This window comes from Geobacillus sp. PLS 41, assembly GCF_056494105.1.
Genome location: NZ_CM151395.1, coordinates 3,054,366 through 3,073,079, shown reverse-complemented (window position 1 = coordinate 3,073,079; position 18,714 = coordinate 3,054,366). Strand labels below are relative to the sequence as shown.

General features: G+C 53.1%; 19 protein-coding genes and 2 pseudogenes. 15 read left to right on the top strand and 6 right to left on the bottom strand.

Annotation, left to right across the window (positions count from 1 at the left end):
• Positions 1–25 precede the first annotated feature (25 nt).
• The 6 genes from ACVX3G_RS15370 to ACVX3G_RS15345 all read left to right on the top strand — a co-directional run bounded on the left by ACVX3G_RS15370 (position 26) and on the right by ACVX3G_RS15345 (position 4,437).
• Positions 26–1,138, top strand: coding sequence for a GerAB/ArcD/ProY family transporter (locus ACVX3G_RS15370; RefSeq protein ID WP_014195298.1), 1,113 nt, complete (start codon positions 26–28; stop codon positions 1,136–1,138).
• Positions 1,139–1,316: 178 nt separating this feature from the next.
• Entirely contained in the window at positions 1,317–1,982 is a 666-nt protein-coding gene (queC, locus tag ACVX3G_RS15365) for a 7-cyano-7-deazaguanine synthase QueC (protein ID WP_025039182.1), read from the top strand.
• Entirely contained in the window at positions 1,979–2,416 is a 438-nt protein-coding gene (gene queD / locus ACVX3G_RS15360; RefSeq protein WP_011230477.1) for a 6-carboxytetrahydropterin synthase QueD, read from the top strand. The genes queC and queD overlap by 4 nt, the downstream gene beginning before the upstream one ends.
• The gene (gene queE, locus ACVX3G_RS15355; protein WP_011230478.1) at positions 2,416–3,150 is read left to right on the top strand and encodes a 7-carboxy-7-deazaguanine synthase QueE; all 735 of its coding nucleotides are present in this window, start codon (positions 2,416–2,418) and stop codon (positions 3,148–3,150) included. Before queD ends, queE begins: the two co-directional genes overlap by 1 nt.
• Positions 3,151–3,202: 52 nt before the next feature.
• A complete protein-coding gene (gene queF, locus ACVX3G_RS15350; protein WP_011230479.1) occupies positions 3,203–3,700 on the top strand; it encodes a preQ(1) synthase in 498 nt (165 codons plus the stop codon).
• 53 nt (positions 3,701–3,753) lie between these two features.
• Positions 3,754–4,437, top strand: a complete 684-nt coding sequence (locus tag ACVX3G_RS15345) for an NAD-dependent epimerase/dehydratase family protein (protein ID WP_014195299.1) — start codon at positions 3,754–3,756, stop codon at positions 4,435–4,437.
• 30 nt (positions 4,438–4,467) lie between these two features.
• Here ACVX3G_RS15345 and ACVX3G_RS15340 read toward each other — a convergent pair whose 3' ends face one another.
• The 3 genes from ACVX3G_RS15340 to ACVX3G_RS15330 form a co-directional block, all read right to left on the bottom strand.
• The gene (locus ACVX3G_RS15340) at positions 4,468–4,647 is read right to left on the bottom strand and encodes a YkvS family protein (RefSeq protein ID WP_013145942.1); all 180 of its coding nucleotides are present in this window, start codon (positions 4,645–4,647) and stop codon (positions 4,468–4,470) included.
• A 301-nt stretch (positions 4,648–4,948) separates the two neighbouring features.
• Positions 4,949–5,533 carry a cell wall hydrolase gene (locus ACVX3G_RS15335; protein ID WP_014195301.1) on the bottom strand — a complete coding sequence of 195 codons (585 nt, stop codon included), beginning with the start codon at positions 5,531–5,533 and terminating at the stop codon, positions 4,949–4,951.
• Positions 5,534–5,733: 200 nt separating this feature from the next.
• Positions 5,734–5,928, bottom strand: coding sequence for a hypothetical protein (locus ACVX3G_RS15330; RefSeq protein ID WP_011230483.1), 195 nt, complete (start codon positions 5,926–5,928; stop codon positions 5,734–5,736).
• Between the two features lie 171 nt (positions 5,929–6,099).
• On the opposite strand from ACVX3G_RS15330, the gene ACVX3G_RS15325 reads away from it, so the two are divergent.
• The 5 genes from ACVX3G_RS15325 (at position 6,100) to ACVX3G_RS15305 (ending at position 10,920) form a co-directional block, all read left to right on the top strand.
• Positions 6,100–6,774 (top strand): hypothetical protein, encoded by a 675-nt coding sequence (locus tag ACVX3G_RS15325; RefSeq protein ID WP_014195302.1) that lies wholly within the window; start codon positions 6,100–6,102, stop codon positions 6,772–6,774.
• Between the two features lie 269 nt (positions 6,775–7,043).
• Positions 7,044–7,793: an SDR family NAD(P)-dependent oxidoreductase gene (locus ACVX3G_RS15320; protein WP_014195303.1), complete on the top strand. Its 750-nt coding sequence runs from the start codon at positions 7,044–7,046 to the stop codon at positions 7,791–7,793.
• A 65-nt stretch (positions 7,794–7,858) separates the two neighbouring features.
• Positions 7,859–8,104 carry a YueH family protein gene (locus ACVX3G_RS15315; protein WP_011230486.1) on the top strand — a complete coding sequence of 82 codons (246 nt, stop codon included), beginning with the start codon at positions 7,859–7,861 and terminating at the stop codon, positions 8,102–8,104.
• Positions 8,105–8,159: 55 nt separating this feature from the next.
• A complete protein-coding gene (locus ACVX3G_RS15310; RefSeq protein ID WP_011230487.1) occupies positions 8,160–9,452 on the top strand; it encodes an ATP-binding protein in 1,293 nt (430 codons plus the stop codon).
• A 319-nt stretch (positions 9,453–9,771) separates the two neighbouring features.
• A complete protein-coding gene (locus ACVX3G_RS15305; RefSeq protein ID WP_014195304.1) occupies positions 9,772–10,920 on the top strand; it encodes a cation:proton antiporter in 1,149 nt (382 codons plus the stop codon).
• 188 nt (positions 10,921–11,108) lie between these two features.
• Here the strand turns inward: ACVX3G_RS15305 and ACVX3G_RS15300 are convergent, their stop codons facing one another.
• On the bottom strand, positions 11,109–11,930 hold the full coding sequence (locus ACVX3G_RS15300) for an alpha/beta fold hydrolase (protein WP_014195305.1): 822 nt from the start codon (positions 11,928–11,930) through the stop codon (positions 11,109–11,111).
• A 142-nt stretch (positions 11,931–12,072) separates the two neighbouring features.
• On the opposite strand from ACVX3G_RS15300, the pseudogene glcT reads away from it, so the two are divergent.
• The 4 genes and pseudogenes from glcT to ptsP all read left to right on the top strand — a co-directional run bounded on the left by glcT (position 12,073) and on the right by ptsP (position 17,274).
• Positions 12,073–12,929: pseudogene (glcT, locus tag ACVX3G_RS15295) on the top strand (glucose PTS transporter transcription antiterminator GlcT).
• A gap of 232 nt (positions 12,930–13,161) precedes the next feature.
• Positions 13,162–15,180, top strand: coding sequence for a glucose-specific PTS transporter subunit IIBC (gene ptsG / locus ACVX3G_RS15290; protein ID WP_033012411.1), 2,019 nt, complete (start codon positions 13,162–13,164; stop codon positions 15,178–15,180).
• A gap of 106 nt (positions 15,181–15,286) precedes the next feature.
• Positions 15,287–15,553, top strand: coding sequence for a phosphocarrier protein HPr (locus tag ACVX3G_RS15285; RefSeq protein WP_033012410.1), 267 nt, complete (start codon positions 15,287–15,289; stop codon positions 15,551–15,553).
• Complete coding sequence (gene ptsP, locus ACVX3G_RS15280) at positions 15,553–17,274, top strand: phosphoenolpyruvate--protein phosphotransferase (protein ID WP_020278647.1); 1,722 nt, start codon at positions 15,553–15,555, stop codon at positions 17,272–17,274. The genes ACVX3G_RS15285 and ptsP overlap by 1 nt, the downstream gene beginning before the upstream one ends.
• 84 nt (positions 17,275–17,358) lie before the next feature.
• On the opposite strand, the pseudogene yyaC reads toward ptsP, so the two are convergent.
• Positions 17,359–17,911: pseudogene (gene yyaC / locus ACVX3G_RS15275) on the bottom strand (spore protease YyaC).
• 80 nt (positions 17,912–17,991) lie between these two features.
• Positions 17,992–18,672, bottom strand: coding sequence for a GNAT family N-acetyltransferase (locus tag ACVX3G_RS15270; RefSeq protein ID WP_020278646.1), 681 nt, complete (start codon positions 18,670–18,672; stop codon positions 17,992–17,994).
• Positions 18,673–18,714 lie beyond the last annotated feature (42 nt).

Genomic DNA, 18,714 nt, shown 5'->3' with positions numbered 1-18,714 from the left:
ACGGGGAACATGAGGAGGGATTAGGATGAAGCAGGCCATTCAGGAACGGTTTCTCATCTCCCCGTTTCTTGTGTTTTTTGTCATTCACGCTACGCAAGTTGGGGTCGGGGCACTCAATTTTCAGCGTCCTCTGATGAAAGAGGCGGGGCAGGATGCCTGGATGGCAGTCTTAATGGCCGGGCTGTCGGCGCACGTGTTGATTTGGCTCATGTATCGGCTGCTGTCGCATTTGCCATCAGGCGGAGACCTCGTGTCGCTTCATGAACAGTACTTCGGGCGGTGGATCGGCGGGGTGCTGAGCCTTGGACTTCTTTTTTACTACGCGTTGGCGGCGTTTATGGTGCTTCAATCATACATTGAAATCATTAAAGTATGGGTGTTCCCGTTGATTGGGGTGTGGCAGTTCAGCCTTATGTTTTTGCTGATGACGTATTACGCCGTCTCCGGCGGGTTTCGCGTCGTTGTCGGCTTATGCGTTTGGGGGGTGGTGATTCCGCTGTTGACGATTTTTCCGATGGTTTTCTTTCCGCTTGAGTATGCTCAATACCGGAACTTATTGCCGGTGTTCGACCATTCGTTTGGGCAATTGGCAAAAGCATCGAAAGAGATGGTGCTGCAATATTTAGGGTTTGAAATGCTGCTTATGTATTACCCGTTTTTAAAACAGGCTCCGTCCTCGCAAAAGTGGGCGCATGCGGCCAACGCGTTTACGATGTTCATTTATTTTGTTTTGATCCTCATTTCCATCGTGTTTTATAACAAAGAGCAAATCCAGCATATTACATGGCCGACGCTGACGCTGGCCAAAATTCCGGAAGTGCCGTTTATCGAGCGGATGGAGTATATTGTCATCTCGATTTATGTGCTCGTTGTGTTACCGATCATCGCGGTCTCTATTTGGGCGGCGACGCGCGTGATCAAACAGCTGTTTGCTGTTCAGCAGCGCCGTTCGCTTCCAGTGTTGCTCGCTTGCTTGTTTGTCGGGACGCTGTTTTTCCAAGAGAAGACAGACATTGAGCAGTTGATGCAATGGACAGCGAAGGCAGGGTTTTATCTTGTCGCGGTGTATGTTCCGCTCCTGTATGTGTACGTATGGATGGCGGAAAAAGTGAAAAAGGCGCTACAACAAAAGCCATAAGTATGGTATAGTAAATAAAGAAAACAGAAGAATCACAATTCCGTACGCTTGTACGGGAGAGGTTTCTAGCAAAACCCTCTATAAAAAACTAGGGACGGCTGTATCCTAGGGGTATGGCCTTTTTTGTTTTGGAAACCTCTTCTTCTGCTGATTCAGAAGGAGGTTGATCATGATGAAGATGAATGAAGAAAAGGCGGTCGTCGTCTTTAGCGGCGGCCAAGACAGCACGACGTGTTTGTTTTGGGCGAAAAAACAGTTTGGTGAAGTGGAAGCGGTGACGTTTGACTACGGCCAGCGCCATCGCCGGGAAATTGACGTCGCTCAAGCGATCGCTGACGAGCTTGGCGTCCGCCATACAGTGCTTGATTTGTCGCTTCTCGGGCAGTTGGCGCCGAACGCCTTGACGCGGCGCGACATTGCCATTGAACAAAAGAAAGGCGAGCTGCCGACGACGTTTGTGGACGGACGCAATTTATTGTTTTTATCATTCGCTGCCGTGTTCGCCAAACAGCGGGGCGCGCGCCATATTGTGACTGGAGTGTGCGAAACAGATTTCAGCGGCTATCCGGACTGCCGCGATGTGTTTATCAAATCATTGAACGTCACGCTGAATTTAGCGATGGATTACGAATTTGTCATTCATACGCCGCTCATGTGGCTGACGAAAGCGGAGACGTGGAAGCTCGCTGATGAGCTCGGGGCGCTCGAGTTCATTCGCACGAAGACGCTGACGTGCTATAACGGCATCATCGCCGACGGCTGCGGCGAATGCCCAGCATGTGCGCTGCGCAAGCGCGGGTTGGATGAATATTTGCGGGAAAAAGCGGAGGTGGAGTCGCGATGATGCATCAGCTCTATCCGCAGGTGGCGCATCATTACCGCTATGAGTTGAACAAAGATATGCACATCGCCGCCGCCCATTTCATCCCGCACGAAGCGGCCGGGAGTTGCGCAAACGTGCACGGCCACACGTACATCGTCAATGTGACGGTCGCCGGCGATGAGCTCGATGAGAGCGGTTTTTTAGTCAATTTTCAAACGTTAAAACAGCTCGTTCATCGCAAGCTGGACCATACGCTGCTCAACGACCATAGCGATTGGTTTGACGGTCATGACCCGAATCGGTTTCCGACGTCGGAAGTGGTGGCGCGCACGATTTATGAAACGATTCAGCGCTATTTGGATACGCTGCCGCACAAGCCGAAATGTTTGCAAGTGTTTGTCCGCGAAACGCCGACAAGTTATGTCGTCTACCGTCCGAAAGCGGGGGAGCGGTAATGGCGCGCACGATTCCGGTGTTGGAGATTTTTGGTCCGACCATCCAAGGAGAGGGAATGGTGATCGGCCAAAAGACGATGTTCGTCCGCACAGCCGGCTGCGACTACCGCTGCCGCTGGTGCGATTCGGCGTTTACGTGGGACGGATCAGCAAAAGACGAGATCGAGCAGCTGACGGCAGACGAAATTTGGCGGCGGCTTGAAGCCATTGGCGGCCGCCGCTTCCGCCACGTGACGATTTCAGGCGGCAACCCGCTTCTGATTGCGGCTCTTGGGGAGCTCATCGCGCTTCTTCATGAAAAAGGGATGCGGGTCGCGGTTGAAACGCAAGGGAGCCGTTGGCAGGATTGGCTGCTTGACATTGACGACGTCACTCTTTCCCCGAAGCCGCCAAGCTCGGGGATGGACACCGACTGGGCGGCGCTCGATCAAATCATTGAACGGTTGCAGGCTGACCAAAGCCGAGTGCGGCGCATCAGCTTGAAAGTCGTCGTCTTTGATGACGCCGATTTGGCGTATGCGAAAGAGGTGCACTGCCGCTACCCAAGTGTTCCGTTTTATTTGCAGGCAGGAAACGCCGATGTGGCCGATTCGGATGTGGATGCACTCCGTGCGAAGCTTTTCAGTCGGTTGGAATGGCTGGTGGAACAAGCCGCCGATTCGGAGGAGCTGGCAGACGTCCACATCCTGCCGCAGCTGCACACGCTTCTTTGGGGAAACAAGCGCGGCGTGTAAAGCGGGGTGCGGCGATTCGCCCGGCAATGAATAATGAGGGAGGAATGAACGAATGGCAGGAAGAAAAGAGGAAGAATTGAAAGACTTGACGCTGCTTGGCAATCAAGGGACAACGTATTCGTTTACGTACAATCCCAATCTGCTTGAAGTGTTTGACAACAAACATCCTGACCGGGATTATTTCGTGAAGTTCAATTGTCCGGAGTTTACGACGTTGTGTCCAAAAACCGGACAACCGGACTTCGCAACGATTTACATCAGCTACATCCCGGACAAAAAATGCGTCGAAAGCAAATCGTTGAAGCTGTATTTGTTCAGCTTCCGCAATCATGGCGACTTTCACGAAGACTGCGTCAACATCATTATGAACGATTTGATTAAAGTTATGGAACCGCGCTATATCGAAGTGTGGGGCAAATTCACCCCGCGCGGCGGCATTTCCATCGATCCGTACTGCAACTGGGGACGCCCGGGGACGAAATACGAAAAAATGGCGGAATACCGGCTGCTCAATCATGACTTGTATCCAGAAAAAGTCGACAACCGCTAGAGATAAAAAAAGAGGTAGTTTTTTCGCTCCAACTCCTATATAATGAACAATGAATGTTTGCCTTGGAGGTTTTGGCGTTGGAGCGAAGAACAGCTCTTTTGCTTGGAGCGAGCGGTTTGGTCGGCGGAGAGTTGCTGAAGCTGTTGCTGCAGTCGGATTTGTACCGCTGTGTGACGATTTTCGTCCGCACTCCGCTGCCGGTGGAACATGAAAAGCTGCAGCAAGTCGTCGTCGATTTTGCGCGGCTTGAATCGTACGAACGATATTTTTATGTGGACGATGTGTTTTGCTGCCTAGGGACGACGCGCAAAAAGGCGAAAACAAAGCAGCAGTTCATTCAAGTCGACTATGAATATACGCTGCGCGCCGCGGCGCTGGCGGAAAAGTGCCGTGCGAAAAGCTTTTTGACCGTCTCTTCGGTCGGCGCCAACCCGTGCTCGCCGTTTTTTTACCAGCGAGTCAAAGGAGAGACGGAAGAGGCGTTGCAGCGGCTTTCCATTCCGTCGCTCCATATTTTTCGTCCGTCGCTGCTTGTCGGCAAGCGCCGGGAGTTCCGCCTTGGCGAAGCGTTAGGCGGGTGGTTGTTATGCCGTCTTCCGTTTTTGTTCGTCGGCAAATGGAAAAAGTATAAGCCGGTTGACGCCCATCAGCTTGCTTTGGCGATGTTTTACCGGGCGGCGTCAGCAACGAGCGGCGTCCATATCTATGAATGTGATGAACTCGCCCGCATTTCGTAAACAAAAAAGAGGCTCTTGGCAGCCTCTTTTTTATTCGATGATCTTATAGTTTTTATGATTGACGACTGTCCGTTCTTGCAAATCGAGTTCACGGTAGTTTTCCATATACGTTAAATCCACGATGACGGAGTTTTCATTCACCTTCTCCACAATGCCGCGCAGCCCATTTTTAAATTCGATAATATCTCCGACTTTCGCTTTTTTGATCATCATCATTCTCCTTTAATCAAAATGATGGACGGACCGCTCAAGCGAACGGCCGCGGGAATCGAGGCTTGCCTGATTCCGTCGCCGCTCCCCGGTCGGCGGGGATTAGGCGCTTTTTTACTAGTGTGCCTTATTTTTATGCGCAAGTAAAGAGATTTATTTCCTAAATATTTAAAAAAGGTGCCCTGAAAAAGAGTTTGGGCACCTTCCTTATGGGTGCATATATGCATCCAATATGCTCAAAAGACCATATATGGCGCCTCGCTTAGGAGAAAACGGTCTTTTAAGGCAGCCTATCCTTCTTTTACTTGGCGAAGACGTGGTTGCCGATGACGACGGTCACTGGACGCGAGCGCAGCCATTTGCTTTTCGCCGTTTTCGGATTATAGAAATAGAGCGAGCCGTTTCCTAAACCGCGAAAAGCAAGTGCTTCTTCAACGGCGCGGTATGATTCACGGTCGGCCGGTTCGTTGATCGATCCGTTTGCGACCGGCGTGAATGCATAATGGCCGCCAGAGCGCTCATAAATGACAGCGCGGATCGTATCCGGAAAATCCGGATGGTCGACGCGGTTGAGCACGACCGTTGCCACGGCCACTTTCCCGGCGTACGGTTCCCCTTTCGCCTCGGCATGGACGAGGCGAGCGAGCAAATCTTTCTCCGCCGCCGTGATGCCGGCATCAGGGATGACGAGTTTTTCACCAGGATATAGCCAATCGCCTTTGCGGTTTGTCTGCTGCAGTTGTTTCAGCGGCACACCGTATTGTTTCGCGATTTTCCAAAGCGTATCGCCGCGCTTGACGGTGTGGATCATCGCCGCATCGGCATGGCCGGCAAAGAAAAATATGCCGCACAACATAGCCGTCACCCATGCTTTTGCTTGTTTCATCCACATCCCTCCTTTTGTCTTGCAAACTCGCTACTAGAGTAACAAGGATCACGCGATGAGTCATTATCGAAATGATGGAAAAAACGCGCGAGGCATTGAAATGACTAGTTTCATAGAGAGGGATGGAAAATTCTCCGCGAGCAAAAACACCCGGCTTCCAGGACGGAAAGCCGGGTGTGAAGCCATGGGAACAGGAGCTTTTAGCTGCGTGGAGCATCCATATAGTGGTAAATAACGTGGCCGCCGCGCTGGGCGATGCCGCGAAATCGTTTGAAGTCGGGCTGTTTGACGAGCACGGCACGAAAAACAGGGAAGTCCTCTTTTTTCACCAACAGTTCGGAGATGATTCCGTTGCGCAATTCATCGATTTGCTTGGCCGCCAGTGCTTCATCCATCGCATGTCCCCCCAAGCGTTGATTCGGCATCGTCACCGTTATTTATCGTATCACAGACGACTGTTGGGTTAAATACCTATATTTTGGCCGGGCAAACACCCTTTGCTTGTTCTGACATACAATATGGGTGGGTACGCGCCCCGAGAATATAAGCAAGAAAGGGAGAGAACAATGAATCATTGGGATCCGTATATGAATGGTCCGTTTTCAACCTCTTCCGGCCATGACAATGAAGCCGGATGGATGGAGAATAACGTGCCGCCGATGGCTCCGCTATCGGCAACGACACCAAATGAAGCGACGCCGACTCAAGTGATGCCGATGGCGTATTATCCGCCGGCAGCGCCTTATGGCTATTGGTGTCCACCGGTTGCGCCGCCAGCGCCGCTTGTCAGTCCGGTCCATCTTGACAGTCCAGACAGTCCGGACAGCTCCGATATGATGCTGCCGGCGCCGCCGCTCGGTTTAGGAGCCGGGCCGAATATGGCCCATGCTTCCGTTTGGCCGATGGGTGGGAAAGAAAACACGCCGCCGATGACGCCTGATGACGCCGCTATTCCGTATGGCATGACGGCCCCGTATGCAGAAAACGTTCCCCCGGCTGGCAGCACGGCTCCCGTGGCCGTTCCTGGCACGCTGTCTGGAATGGCTGCTGGTGCGACACCAGGTTTCGTTCCTGGCGCACATCCGTATGCGCCGCTGTACTATCCACCGATGGCGCCGCAGCTGTATGCCCCGGTGATGCCGTATGGCTATGGCTATCCCGCTGCGCCGCTGCCTCCATATTATGGCGGAGGAACCCCGTATGCGCCTGGCTTTCCAATCTCGTATGGCCCCTATCGGTAAGATGCCAAAAAAGACCGCCGAATGGCGGTCTTTTTTACATCTGGAGCCGAGAAAATCCTCACTTCCATGCGTGAGCGCAAGTGGGGGATGAATCGGTATCTTTCCTCATCCACCTTTCTCTTGCATCAAGAGAACGAAAGGTATAAAATGGTCATGAATAGAACAAACGTTCCTTATCGTAGGAGGGAAGGCCATGCATAAAGCCTACCTCTTTCGGTTGGATCCCATCCGAAAGCAAACGGAGCAAAGGAAGGGAGAAGAGATTGCACATGAGCATAGAACAGAAAACAGCCATTGTCACCGGTGGAGCGAATGGGATCGGCAAGGCGATCGCTAGAGCATTCGCAAAACAGGGAGCGAACGTCGTGATCATCGACCGCGATATTCAAAACGGTGAAGCGTTCGCCGCGCAATTGCAATCGGACGGGTTCGAGGCGATCTTTGTGGCGGCGGATGTGCGGAAGGTGGACGATATTGAACGGTTTGTACAAGAAGCTGCCGGCCGCTTCGGCCGCATTGACTATTTGATCAACAATGCTGGCGTCTCACGCTGGAAGTCGCCGTATGAGCTGACGGTTGAGGAGTGGGATGACGTGCTGTCAACGAATTTGCGCAGCGCTTTTTTTGCTTCTCGAGAAGCAGCTAAATATATGCGCCGCAATGCAAAAGGCGGAGCAATCGTCAACATTGCCTCGACAAGGGCGCTCATGTCCGAGCCGAATTCCGAGGCGTACGCTGCATCGAAAGGCGGCCTTGTCGCTTTGACCCATGCGCTGGCGGTGTCGTTTGCGGATGATCGCATTCGCGTCAATTGCATCAGCCCCGGTTGGATTGAAACGGGCGATTATGGGCAACTGCGAGACATTGACCACCGGCAGCACCCGGCCGGCCGCGTCGGCAAACCGGATGATATCGCCCGCGCTTGTCTGTATTTATGCGATGAGGAAAACGATTTTATCACTGGGGTAAATTTGGTGATCGACGGGGGAATGACCAGGAAAATGATTTATATTGAGTAGGGAGCGGGCGTTTGTTAAAATAAACAAAATGGAGACGGTTTCAAAGGAAAAGGTGGGACGGAAAAATGAAAATCCGCAAAACGCCGGTGATGGACGGACAAGCTCCGGCTAATGTCTACATTTACGAAAATCGAAAAGAAGAATATATCGTGATTGCCATTCCGGCGCTTGAGTGGTCATTTTCGTTCGCCTATGAGGAAGAGGCGGAGGCGGTGGCCGAGCGGCTTGAGGCATCGCTAAAAAAGCGGCTTGACCATGAGCGCGCCGCCCTCTTGGCCGTGCGGTTGCTCGGCTGGGCGCGGGAAATGTAGCCTAGAGGGCGACCGTGGCTGCCGCGACTTTGCATGTTAGGGGTTCGATGACAACGTGGTCAACAAAACAAAAGTAATCGCAGTATATATCATAGGCAGCATTTTATGGATTGTCGCCACCGACACCCTGCTCAATATGCTGTCGATCAGCCGCGATGTATATATGGCGCTTGGCGCCGCCAAAGGGGCCGTGTTTATTTTGCTCTCGGCCATTTTTTTGTACCAGCTGTTAAAAAAGCGCGAGCAGCTGGAAAAGACCGAGGAAAATGAACAGCAGCTGCTTACGCTCATCAATTCGATGCCAGATTTCGTTTGCTTTAAAGACAGCGAGGGGCGATGGCTGCGCGTCAACGATTTTGGCCGGCGGCTGTACCGCCTCGAACAGATCGATTATATCGGGAAGACGGACCGCGAGCTTGGCGAGCTTGTGCCGTTTTTTAAAGAAGCGTTTGCGCAGTGCATTGCATCAGACCGCGAGGCGTGGGAGAGCGGAAAGGTGACGCGCCGCGAGGAGTCGTTTGCGACGCCGGATGGGGAAGTGAAGACGTTTGACGTCATTAAAGTGCCGCTCTTTGACGAAAACGGAGCGCGCAAAGGGTTGTTGACGATCGGCCGCGACATTACCCAGCAAAAGCTTGCCGAGGAGCTGCTCTTGAAAAAAGAAAAGCTGTCCGTCCTTGGCGAGCTGGCCGCCGGCATTGCCCATGAAATCCGCAATCCGCTCACCTCCATGAAAGGATTTATTCAGATGATGCAAGAAACGCGCGAAGTGAATGATCATTATATGCGCATTATGTTAAGTGAACTCGGCCGCATCAACCAAATTGTCAGCGAGCTGCTGGTGCTCGCCAAGCCGCAAAGCCACGATTATCGGCCGTTTTTGCTAGACGAGGCCATTTCGTATGTCATCAGCTTGATTGGCCATGAGGCGACGTTGAACAACGTTTCCATTTCCGTCCATAACACCGCTCCGAAAGCTTGTGTGTACGGCGATCAAAACCAAATTGTTCAAGTGTTGTTGAACGTTATGAAAAATGCCGTCGAAGCGATGCCTGATGGAGGAATTTTATACGTCCACGTTGCGGAAGGGGACGGGAAGATCTATGTCGATGTTGCCGACACCGGCGTCGGCATTTCGAAAGAGCGGCTGCAGAAAATCGGTGAACCGTTTTTCACTTTGAAAGAAAAAGGAATGGGGCTCGGGCTGACGACAAGCATGAAAATCGTTCAAGAACATAAAGGAACGATGCGGATCGAAAGCGAGGTTGGGAAGGGAACGACTGTTCATTTGACGTTTCCGTCCGGCGGCGTCAAAGCCGCAAACGGCCGGCAAAATGCGCTGTCATAACAACAGGCGTCCACGCAGAGCGAGGATGTCTGTTTTTTTTTGGCTAACGTCTCAATCGATGGCTGATAGACAGTCGAGTTGCACGGCGGGCAGAGGCCGATGCTTTGCCGATCACCATAGGCAATGTCGGCACATAGCGGTTTGGAACATGAAACGCTTCTTTGTTTGCCGGCTTGGCCCGGCGCGGCGTCGATAGCGGTAAGACAACTAAGGGAGATGTTTCGTTTTGGCCTGAATTCGGGAAATGATAAAAGTGAAACCTTCCACGCATGATAAACGTAATTCGAAAAAGAGACTTAAAGCGAAGGAGTGTGAAGGGATGTTGATTGCCCAACTGGCGGTCATTTTGTTCGCCGCCAAACTTGCCGGTGATGCGGCCGTGCGCCTTGGCCAGCCCGCCGTGCTCGGCAAGCTGCTCATCGGCATTGTGCTTGGCCCGAGCGTGTTCGGTGTGATCGAGGATACGGATCTTTTGCAGGAGTTAAGTCAAATCGGCGTCATTTTGCTTATGTTTATCGCCGGCCTTGAGACGGATATGGACCAGTTTCGGCGCACTGGAAAAGCTGCTGTGGCGGTCGGAGTGCTTGGCATTCTCGTTCCGCTGCTCGCCGGGTATGCGGCCGGCGCAGCGTTCGGCATGGAAACCGGCACGGCTCTTTTCCTCGGACTTTTGCTGTCCGCAACGAGCGTCAGCATTTCCGTGCAGGCGCTCAAAGAGATGGGACAGCTGCAATCGAAGGAAGGATCAGCGATTCTTGGCGCGGCGGTCATCGACGACGTGCTGGTCGTCATTGCCTTGGCGTTTTTATTAAGCCTAACTGGCGGCGACGTCGAGCTTGGTGCGGTCGTGCTGAAAAAAGCTGTTTTTTTTGCCGTCGCCATTTTGCTCGCTTGGAAAGCCATCCCGCTCGTATTAAAGTGGTTTGCCCCGTTGCGTGTGACAGAGGCGGTTGTCTCGGCCGGGCTGGTCATCTGTTTTGCATTTGCCTATTTTGCTGAGGCGATGGGGGTGGCAGCGATCATCGGCGCCTATATGGCCGGGCTTGGCGCGAGTTTTACGGACTATCGGGAAGAAGTATTTGAGAAAGTGGAAACGATCGCCTATTCTTTGTTTGTCCCTGTCTTTTTTACCTCCATCGGGGTTGCGGCCGACTTTTCCGGCATCGTCGAGCATTGGCCGCTGATTGTCGGTTGGAGTGCGCTCGCGATTTTGACAAAGCTTGTCGGCGCCGCGCTGGGGGCAAAATGGGCCGGATTTTCGTGGGGAAGCTCGCTGGCGGTCGGCGCTGGCATGGTGTCGCGCGGTGAGGTGGCGCTCATCATCGCCGGCATCGGCTTGGAAGCCGGCCTGCTTGATGGGAACATGTTTGCGGTCATGATCATCGTCGTATTGGTAACGACTGTTGTGACGCCGCCGTTATTGAAGATGATTTTCAGCCGTCTTCATCCGGTGCGCCGGACGGCCTAGTCGCCGTCGAAGTGGGCAGCCGGGCCGATGGCCGGCGCTATAGCGGCAAAACAGCGGGGCTGTCCCCAAAAAAGGGCAGCCTCGCTGTCGCTACGAGCGGTTCTTTTTCGCTTGCTTGGCCGTATCCACGCTGTCTTTGGCCATTTCTGCCTCCGCCTTGGAGACGGTCGGGTTGGCTACTTCTTGGCTCACCTTGTTTTGTCTTCCTTTGTTCGACATGCGATCCCCTCCTTTCGGCCAGTTTCGCTCCGCTTGCCGTATGCCCGCAAAATGCTGTTTAGTTCGCTGCTATGTTTCGTCGGAATTTGATGGCGGGCCTGGTCAATAAACACAATATCTGCATGCGGCACATAACGTTGGAACATAGCGATATACGGATGGATGTAACGATCGCGTGCTCCATAAATAAGGAGCACGGGCAAGCGGAGGGAAGACAGTTGTTTTGTGCATCCATAAACAAGCCCAGCCTGGTACATGGCGTTTAAATCCCGTTTATGGGTCAGCCGGGCGTACCGCCGCAACAGCTGCCATTCGCGCCAGTTCGTTTTGTGCCCCCAAGCAAGAGCCACCGCAAGCAGCGGGATGGCCCCAAGTTTTGCGGCGGAGATGCCGAGCAAAAACTCGCTGAACAAAAGCGGGGTGCACACTTCCGGAAACCCGCCGATCAAAACGAGCTGTTCGACATGCTCGGGATAGCGGAGCGCGAAATCAAGCGCAATGGATCCGCCGTTTGAGTAGCCGCAAATGATGGCGCGCCGAACGCCGAGGGCGCGGAGCAATACGGAAATGTCGTCGGCAAGCAGCGGTACGGTGATCGGTGCATCTGACGAACTGCTTCGCCCGTTTCCACGCATATCATACAAAATAAGGCGAAAATGGCGGGCGAGCGGTTCTTGGCGGCAAAAAACGGCATGCCCCATTCCTGGGGGATGGATGAACAAAAGCGGTGTTCCTTCTCCTTTTTCCTCATAGTAAAGGCGGACTCGTTGGTTGATCGATACGTATGGCATATTCTTTCCTCCCTCCCATTAGTATGTCGAGAAGAGCGGCGTCCCATCCAAAAAACGTCATTGAGAGCGATGGCCCATCCGGTTTATAATGTAGTCTGCATAGACTAGCGGCAGACGATGGGTGCGGAAAGGAGGGAGGCTGATGGAACAGCCGTTTCGCGTCGAAAAAACGCTCAACAACAACGTGTTAATCGCTTCCCATCCGGCATATGGCGAAGTCGTTTTGCTCGGCAAAGGAATCGGCTTCGGCAAAAAACGGGGGGACGAGATTGCCAAGAGCGCTGTGGAAAAATGTTTCGTTCTGAAAAACGAACGCGAACAAGAGCAATACAAAAAGCTGCTTCCGGAATTGAGCGAAGAATTCATCGCCTCATGAGCGAGGTGGTTCAACATATTCAGCAACGCGTGGGCGCGCCGCTCGACGAGCACATCCATGTGGCGCTGACGGACCATATCGCTTTTACATTAAAGCGGCTTGAACAAGGATTGGATGTCAAAAACCCGTTTTTGGCTGAGACGAAAAGCTTGTATCCGTTGGAATATGAAATTGCCAATGAAGTGGCCCGCATGATTGAACAAAAGCTCGGGATTGTGCTGCCTGAAGGAGAGGCAGGCTTTATTGCCCTTCATATTCATAGCGCGATTTCCAAGCAAAGCGTGTCGGAAGCGAATCGATATTCCCAGCTCATTGCTGATCTTGTCAAGATCGTCGAGCAACAGCTTGGCGTTGACATCGACCGCGAGAGCGTTCATTATTTGCGGTTTGTCCGTCACTTGCGCTATGCGATTGAGCGGATGAAAAAAGGCGAAAAAGTCGAAGAACCAAAAAATTTGTCGAAAATCTTGAAGGAAGCGTATCCATTATGCTATAATCTAGCATGGAAGTTGGTCAAAGTCATGCAGCAAACGCTTCATCTGCCGGCGGACGATGCCGAGGCGGTCTATTTGACGTTGCATTTGCAACGGCTGGCGGAGAAAAAGAACAATACAACTGCATAGGTTGTCTCGCTTTACGTGTTACTGACTCGATCAGGCATGAGTAAAGAGGGCAAATAAGGCGGCAACAGCTGCGAATTCATCTTTGCGCTGTTGTAAGCGTTCTTTTTGTCTCTCTTTAGTCATGCCTTTTTTATTGCGCCGGCTCCCTCGGAAACGCCCGCTTCATTTTCGGTACATGAATCGGCTGTTTGCTGTAAAACTTAAGAAAAGGAAACTAAAGGAGGTTATGAAGATGAAGCGAGCGTTTGGCACGCTGCAAAAGGTCGGGAAAGCGCTCATGTTGCCGGTGGCGATTTTGCCGGCGGCCGGGATTTTGTTGGCGCTTGGCAATGCGTTGAAAAACCCGGCGCTCACGGATAAAATTCCCGCATTAAAAGCCGATTGGGTCGTGCTCGTCTCCAACGTGATGGAGCAAGCAGGCGGCATCGTCTTCTCCAACTTGTCGCTCTTGTTTGCGGTTGGTGTGGCGATCGGCCTTGCCGGCGGGGACGGGGTCGCGGGCTTGGCGGCGATCATCGGCTACTTGATTATGAATGTGACGATGAGCGTCATCTTGGGCGTGACTTCCGATATGATCGGCGCCGACCCGTCGTACGCCAACATTCTCGGCATCCCGACGTTGCAAACCGGCGTCTTTGGGGGGATTATCGTCGGGATTTTGGCAGCGTACATGTACAACAAATACTTCAATATCGAACTTCCGCAATATCTCGGCTTTTTCGCCGGCAAGCGGTTCGTGCCGATCGTGACGGCGGCGTCCGCAGTCGTGCTTGGCATTCTCATGACATTCGTTTGGCCGCCGATTCAGCACGGGCTCAATGCGTTTTCGCACAATATGATCGATGCGAACAAAACGTTGGCCGCGTTCATTTTCGGCGTCATCGAACGGGCGCTCATTCCGTTTGGTTTGCATCATATTTTCTATGCACCGTTTTGGTTTGAATTTGGCGAGTACGTCAATAAAGCCGGGCAAGTGGTCCATGGCGATCAAAAAATCTTTTTCGAGCAGCTGAAAGACGGCGTGGAACTGACGGCCGGCACGTTCATGACCGGGAAATTCCCGTTTATGATGTTCGGTCTCCCGGCAGCGGCGCTCGCGATCTACCACGAAGCGCGACCGGAAAACAAAAAAGTCGTTGCCGGCATCATGGGGTCGGCCGCGTTGACATCGTTTTTGACCGGGATTACCGAACCGATCGAATTTTCGTTCTTGTTCGTCGCCCCGGCGCTGTTTGCCATTCACTGCGTCTTTGCCGGCTTGTCGTTTATGATCATGCACCTGTTGAACGTCAAAATCGGGATGACCTTCTCCGGCGGGGTCATTGACTTCTTGCTGTTTGGCGTTCTGCCAAACCGGACGGCATGGTGGCTTGTCATTCCGGTCGGCTTGGCGTTTGCCGTGATTTATTATTTCGGATTCCGCTTTGCGATCCGCAAATGGGATTTGGCGACGCCGGGCCGGGAAAAAACGGTCGAGGAAGCACCGAAAGCCGAGGCAGCCGCCGCTGGCGATCTGCCGTACGAAGTGCTCGCCGCCCTTGGCGGAAAGGAAAACATTGAACATTTGGACGCATGCATTACGCGTTTGCGCGTTTCGGTCCATGATATCGGCCGGGTCGATAAAGACCGGTTGAAAGCGCTCGGCGCCGCCGGGGTGCTTGAAGTCGGCAACAACGTGCAAGCGATTTTCGGTCCGAAATCGGATATGTTAAAAGGGCAAATTCAAGACATCATGCAAGGAAAAGCGCCGGCCCGGGCGGAAGAGAAACCGAAAGCAGCGGCCTCGGAAGCCGCGAAGTCCGAAACGATTGCTTCGCCGATGTCAGGAGAGGTCGTTCCGCTCGCTGAAGTGCCTGATCAAGTGTTTTCGCAAAAAATGATGGGCGACGGCTTCGCGGTCATGCCGACGGACGGCACGGTCGTCTCTCCGGTTGATGGCAAAATCATCAACGTATTTCCGACGAAGCACGCCATTGGCATTCAGTCGGCCGGCGGGCATGAAATTTTAATCCACGTCGGCATCGACACAGTGAAGCTGAACGGCCAAGGGTTTGAAGCGCTTGTCAAGGAAGGCGACGAAGTGAAAAAAGGGCAGCCGATTTTGCGCGTCGACCTTGATTATGTAAAACAGAACGCGCCATCGATTGTCACGCCGGTGATTTTCACGAATCTCAAAGCCGGCGAAACGGTTCATGTCAACAAGCAAGGCCCGGTTGCTCGAGGAGAAGACGCTGTTGTTACGCTCAGCTAAACTGCTTATTCGCGGCGGGGCGGGGCCAAGCATTTTCCGTTGCCTCCCCGCCCCTGCATTTGATATGATGGCAAAGAAAAAATTGAAGAAAAGGGGAATGATGGACATGGCAGAAAAAACGTTTAAAGTCGTTTCTGATTCCGGCATCCACGCTCGTCCGGCGACGATTTTGGTGCAAACAGCGAGCAAATTCAACAGCGAAATCCAGCTTGAGCACAACGGCAAAACGGTGAACTTGAAATCGATCATGGGCGTCATGTCGTTAGGAATTCCGAAAGGGGCGACGATCAAAATCACGGCAGAAGGGGCCGATGCGGCAGAAGCAATGGCGGCGTTAACCGATACGTTGGCAAAGGAAGGCCTTGCGGAATAATGGAAAAGACGATTCATGGCATCGCCGCTTCAAGCGGCATCGCCATCGCCAAGGCATACCGCTTGGAGACGCCTCATTTGGCGGCCGAAAAACGGACGGTCGCCGACGTCGAGGCGGAAATTGCGCGGCTTGAGGCGGCGGTCGCGAAAGCGAAAGAAGAGCTGGAAGCCATCAAACAGCATGCCTTGGAAAAGCTTGGCGAAGACAAAGCCGCCATTTTTGCCGCCCACTTGCTTGTGCTTGACGACCCAGAATTGCTGAACCCGATTAAGGAAAAAATCAAAACAGAACAAGTGAATGCGGAATATGCGCTCCATGAAACGGCATCGTTTTTCATTTCCATGTTTGAAGGCATGGACAATGAGTATATGAAAGAGCGGGCCGCCGATATCCGCGATGTGACGAAGCGCGTCCTCGCCCATTTGCTTGGTGTGACGATCTCCAATCCGAGCCTCATTTCCGAAGAGGTCGTCATTATCGCTGAGGATTTGACGCCATCCGATACGGCGCAGCTGAACCGCCAATATGTGAAAGGATTTGCCACCGACATCGGCGGGCGAACGTCGCATTCGGCCATTATGGCCCGCTCGCTCGAAATCCCGGCTGTCGTCGGCACGAAGGCAATTACGGCGGAAGTGCAAAACGGAGACATTGTCATCGTCGATGGACTTGACGGTCAAGTCGTCGTCAATCCGTCCCCGGAGCTGCTTGCGCGTTATGAAGAGAAGCGGGCTCGCTATGAGGAGCAAAAAGCGGAATGGGCGAAGCTTGTCGATCAACCGACGGTTACCGCTGATGGCGTGCACGTTGAGCTGGCGGCCAATATCGGCACGCCGGACGATGTGAAAGGAGCGTTAGCCAACGGGGCGGAAGGGATCGGGTTGTATCGCACGGAATTTTTATACATGGGACGATCAGAGCTGCCTACGGAAGACGAACAGTTTGCGGCCTACAAAACGGTGCTTGAAAAGATGGATGGCAAGCCGGTCGTTGTGCGTACGCTTGACATTGGCGGCGACAAAGAGCTCCCGTATTTACACTTGCCAAAAGAGATGAACCCGTTTTTAGGGTTTCGAGCCATTCGCCTTTGCCTGGAAATGCAAGACATGTTCCGCACGCAGCTGCGCGCCTTGCTGCGGGCGAGCGTGCACGGCAATTTGAAAATCATGTTCCCGATGATTGCGACGCTCGATGAATTCCGCCAAGCGAAAGCGATTTTACTCGAAGAAAAAGAAGCGCTCCTCCGCCAAGGGGTTCCAGTTGCGAATGGAATTGAAGTCGGCATGATGGTCGAGATTCCGGCGGCTGCCGTCATGGCGGACCAGTTTGCGAAAGAAGTCGATTTCTTCAGCATCGGAACGAACGACCTGATCCAATATACGATGGCGGCCGACCGGATGAATGAGAGGGTGTCGTATCTATATCAACCGTACAACCCGGCCATTTTGCGGCTCATCAGCTATGTCATTGACGCCGCTCACCGCGAAGGGAAATGGGTTGGGATGTGCGGGGAAATGGCCGGCGACCCGATCGCCATTCCGATTTTGCTTGCCCTTGGCCTTGATGAGTTCAGCATGAGCGCCACCTCGATTTTGCCGGCGCGCGCCCAGCTGAAGCGGCTGTCAAAAGAGGATGCGGTCCGCGTGAAAGAGACAGTGCTGTCGCTTGGTACGGCTGAGGAAGTCGTGTCGTTTGTCAAACGAACGTTCCATATGGCTTGATCATAGCGAAAGGTGCAGCGGCATGAATCGGCCGCTGCGCCTTTTTTTGCCTTTAAAGGCAAGACATATGTTTCCGCGCTCTGTTCAAGCCAACAGCGGTGTCGATGATTCATAGCCATACCGCTGCCGGATCGTAAGTGAAAGGCCTAAAGCGATGACTTTCGCCATTTGGTAAACAATGTGCAAATTCGTGTACGGAAGTGCGCTCATATCGGCGGTATCTTCCATCACGACGCCCATCATGCTGATGTCGCCAATCGATGGTAGCGATTTGCCAAGCGCAGTGCCAGGGGGAAAGGGCGCCAGGGCGGATGGCGATCGTATGGACAAACGGCTGCGGCCCGACAATGCTGTCGATCGCCACTACATATGCTCCGTGTTCGTTTTGCAATTGCTCGGAAACGCGTCGGATGTTTGTCGCATCGACAGGTTGCCTGAGTGTGCCGATTACGGTTAGATGATCCGGATAGGCGTTTTCAAGCAGCGTGCCGACGAACGGCCCTAGGCTGTCGCCGTTGATACGGTTGCTGCCGATGCAAACGACGGTCAAACGGGAAATGTGCGCTGGCAGCAGGGAAAACAATTCATTGCGAATAAGCAAAGGAGCAAGCGGATCACTATACAAAATCGATTTCATCGGCCGCGATTCCTTTCTGTCGGTCGTTCTCCTTTTCTTAGTTCGCGGCCGATGCTGGTGATTCCTTTTTTTCGTTTCTGTCAATTGTGTCCTTGTTTTTGCTTGAACGGATTGCGCCATTCCATCAGGACGGCATAGTTGCGCGATTCCTCATCTTCCAAATAATTGTGAACGACCGCCAGCGGGGTGCGCCCGCAACGGAGCAAAAACGTAATGACCGGATCGTTCAGCTCGCCAGCAACGACTTTGTCGATGTAGGCTTCCGGCGATAGTTCAGCCGCATGTCGATGGTAGCCAGGCATCCGCCCGCCGCCGAGCAGCCGGTCGAGGCCGAGATGGACGACGACTTCATACATCGACTGCATGAGCCACTTGCCGAGGCCGAGCTTCCGGTATGGCGGCGAGACGCAAATGTCGACGACATAAAGCGTGTTGCCATCCGGGCGGTGGTTGCGGATGTAGCCGCCGTCGGTGATCTCTTCCCATGTATGATCGGTATGGGCTGGATCAAAGTCAACGATCAAGCCAGTCATCGATCCGACGATGCGCCCGCCGACTTCGACGCAAAGCGCTCCTTCGGGAAACAAAGTGACATGGTTGTGAAGCTGTTGTTCGTTCCACCATAACTCCGATGGAAACGGGGGCGGAAAACTTTCTTGCTGCACGCGGATGAGATCAGCAAAGTCGTCTTTCGTATAGTTGCGGATGACCGCTTCGCGCGGGGTGTTGCCGTCAAAGACGTATAAACGTTTATAGTACATGCCGATCCCCCTTGCTTTTTACCCTCATCATAACGGAAAACT

Bases quoted from the DNA above. Each gene is read 5' to 3' on its own strand.
- ACVX3G_RS15270 (WP_020278646.1), bottom strand. From the start codon at position 18,672: ATGTACTATAAACGTTTATACGTCTTTGACGGCAACACCCCGCGCGAA.
- ptsP (WP_020278647.1), top strand. From the start codon at position 15,553: ATGGAAAAGACGATTCATGGCATCGCCGCTTCAAGCGGCATCGCCATC.
- ACVX3G_RS15345 (WP_014195299.1), top strand. From the start codon at position 3,754: ATGTTTGCCTTGGAGGTTTTGGCGTTGGAGCGAAGAACAGCTCTTTTG.
- ACVX3G_RS15330 (WP_011230483.1), bottom strand. From the start codon at position 5,928: ATGGATGAAGCACTGGCGGCCAAGCAAATCGATGAATTGCGCAACGGA.
- ACVX3G_RS15340 (WP_013145942.1), bottom strand. From the start codon at position 4,647: ATGATCAAAAAAGCGAAAGTCGGAGATATTATCGAATTTAAAAATGGG.
- queC (WP_025039182.1), top strand. From the start codon at position 1,317: ATGAATGAAGAAAAGGCGGTCGTCGTCTTTAGCGGCGGCCAAGACAGC.
- ptsG (WP_033012411.1), top strand. From the start codon at position 13,162: ATGAAGCGAGCGTTTGGCACGCTGCAAAAGGTCGGGAAAGCGCTCATG.
- ACVX3G_RS15315 (WP_011230486.1), top strand. From the start codon at position 7,859: ATGAAAATCCGCAAAACGCCGGTGATGGACGGACAAGCTCCGGCTAAT.
- queE (WP_011230478.1), top strand. From the start codon at position 2,416: ATGGCGCGCACGATTCCGGTGTTGGAGATTTTTGGTCCGACCATCCAA.
- ACVX3G_RS15335 (WP_014195301.1), bottom strand. From the start codon at position 5,533: ATGAAACAAGCAAAAGCATGGGTGACGGCTATGTTGTGCGGCATATTT.
- ACVX3G_RS15300 (WP_014195305.1), bottom strand. From the start codon at position 11,930: ATGCCATACGTATCGATCAACCAACGAGTCCGCCTTTACTATGAGGAA.
- ACVX3G_RS15285 (WP_033012410.1), top strand. From the start codon at position 15,287: ATGGCAGAAAAAACGTTTAAAGTCGTTTCTGATTCCGGCATCCACGCT.
- ACVX3G_RS15325 (WP_014195302.1), top strand. From the start codon at position 6,100: ATGAATCATTGGGATCCGTATATGAATGGTCCGTTTTCAACCTCTTCC.
- ACVX3G_RS15305 (WP_014195304.1), top strand. From the start codon at position 9,772: ATGTTGATTGCCCAACTGGCGGTCATTTTGTTCGCCGCCAAACTTGCC.
- ACVX3G_RS15320 (WP_014195303.1), top strand. From the start codon at position 7,044: ATGAGCATAGAACAGAAAACAGCCATTGTCACCGGTGGAGCGAATGGG.
- ACVX3G_RS15370 (WP_014195298.1), top strand. From the start codon at position 26: ATGAAGCAGGCCATTCAGGAACGGTTTCTCATCTCCCCGTTTCTTGTG.
- queF (WP_011230479.1), top strand. From the start codon at position 3,203: ATGGCAGGAAGAAAAGAGGAAGAATTGAAAGACTTGACGCTGCTTGGC.
- queD (WP_011230477.1), top strand. From the start codon at position 1,979: ATGATGCATCAGCTCTATCCGCAGGTGGCGCATCATTACCGCTATGAG.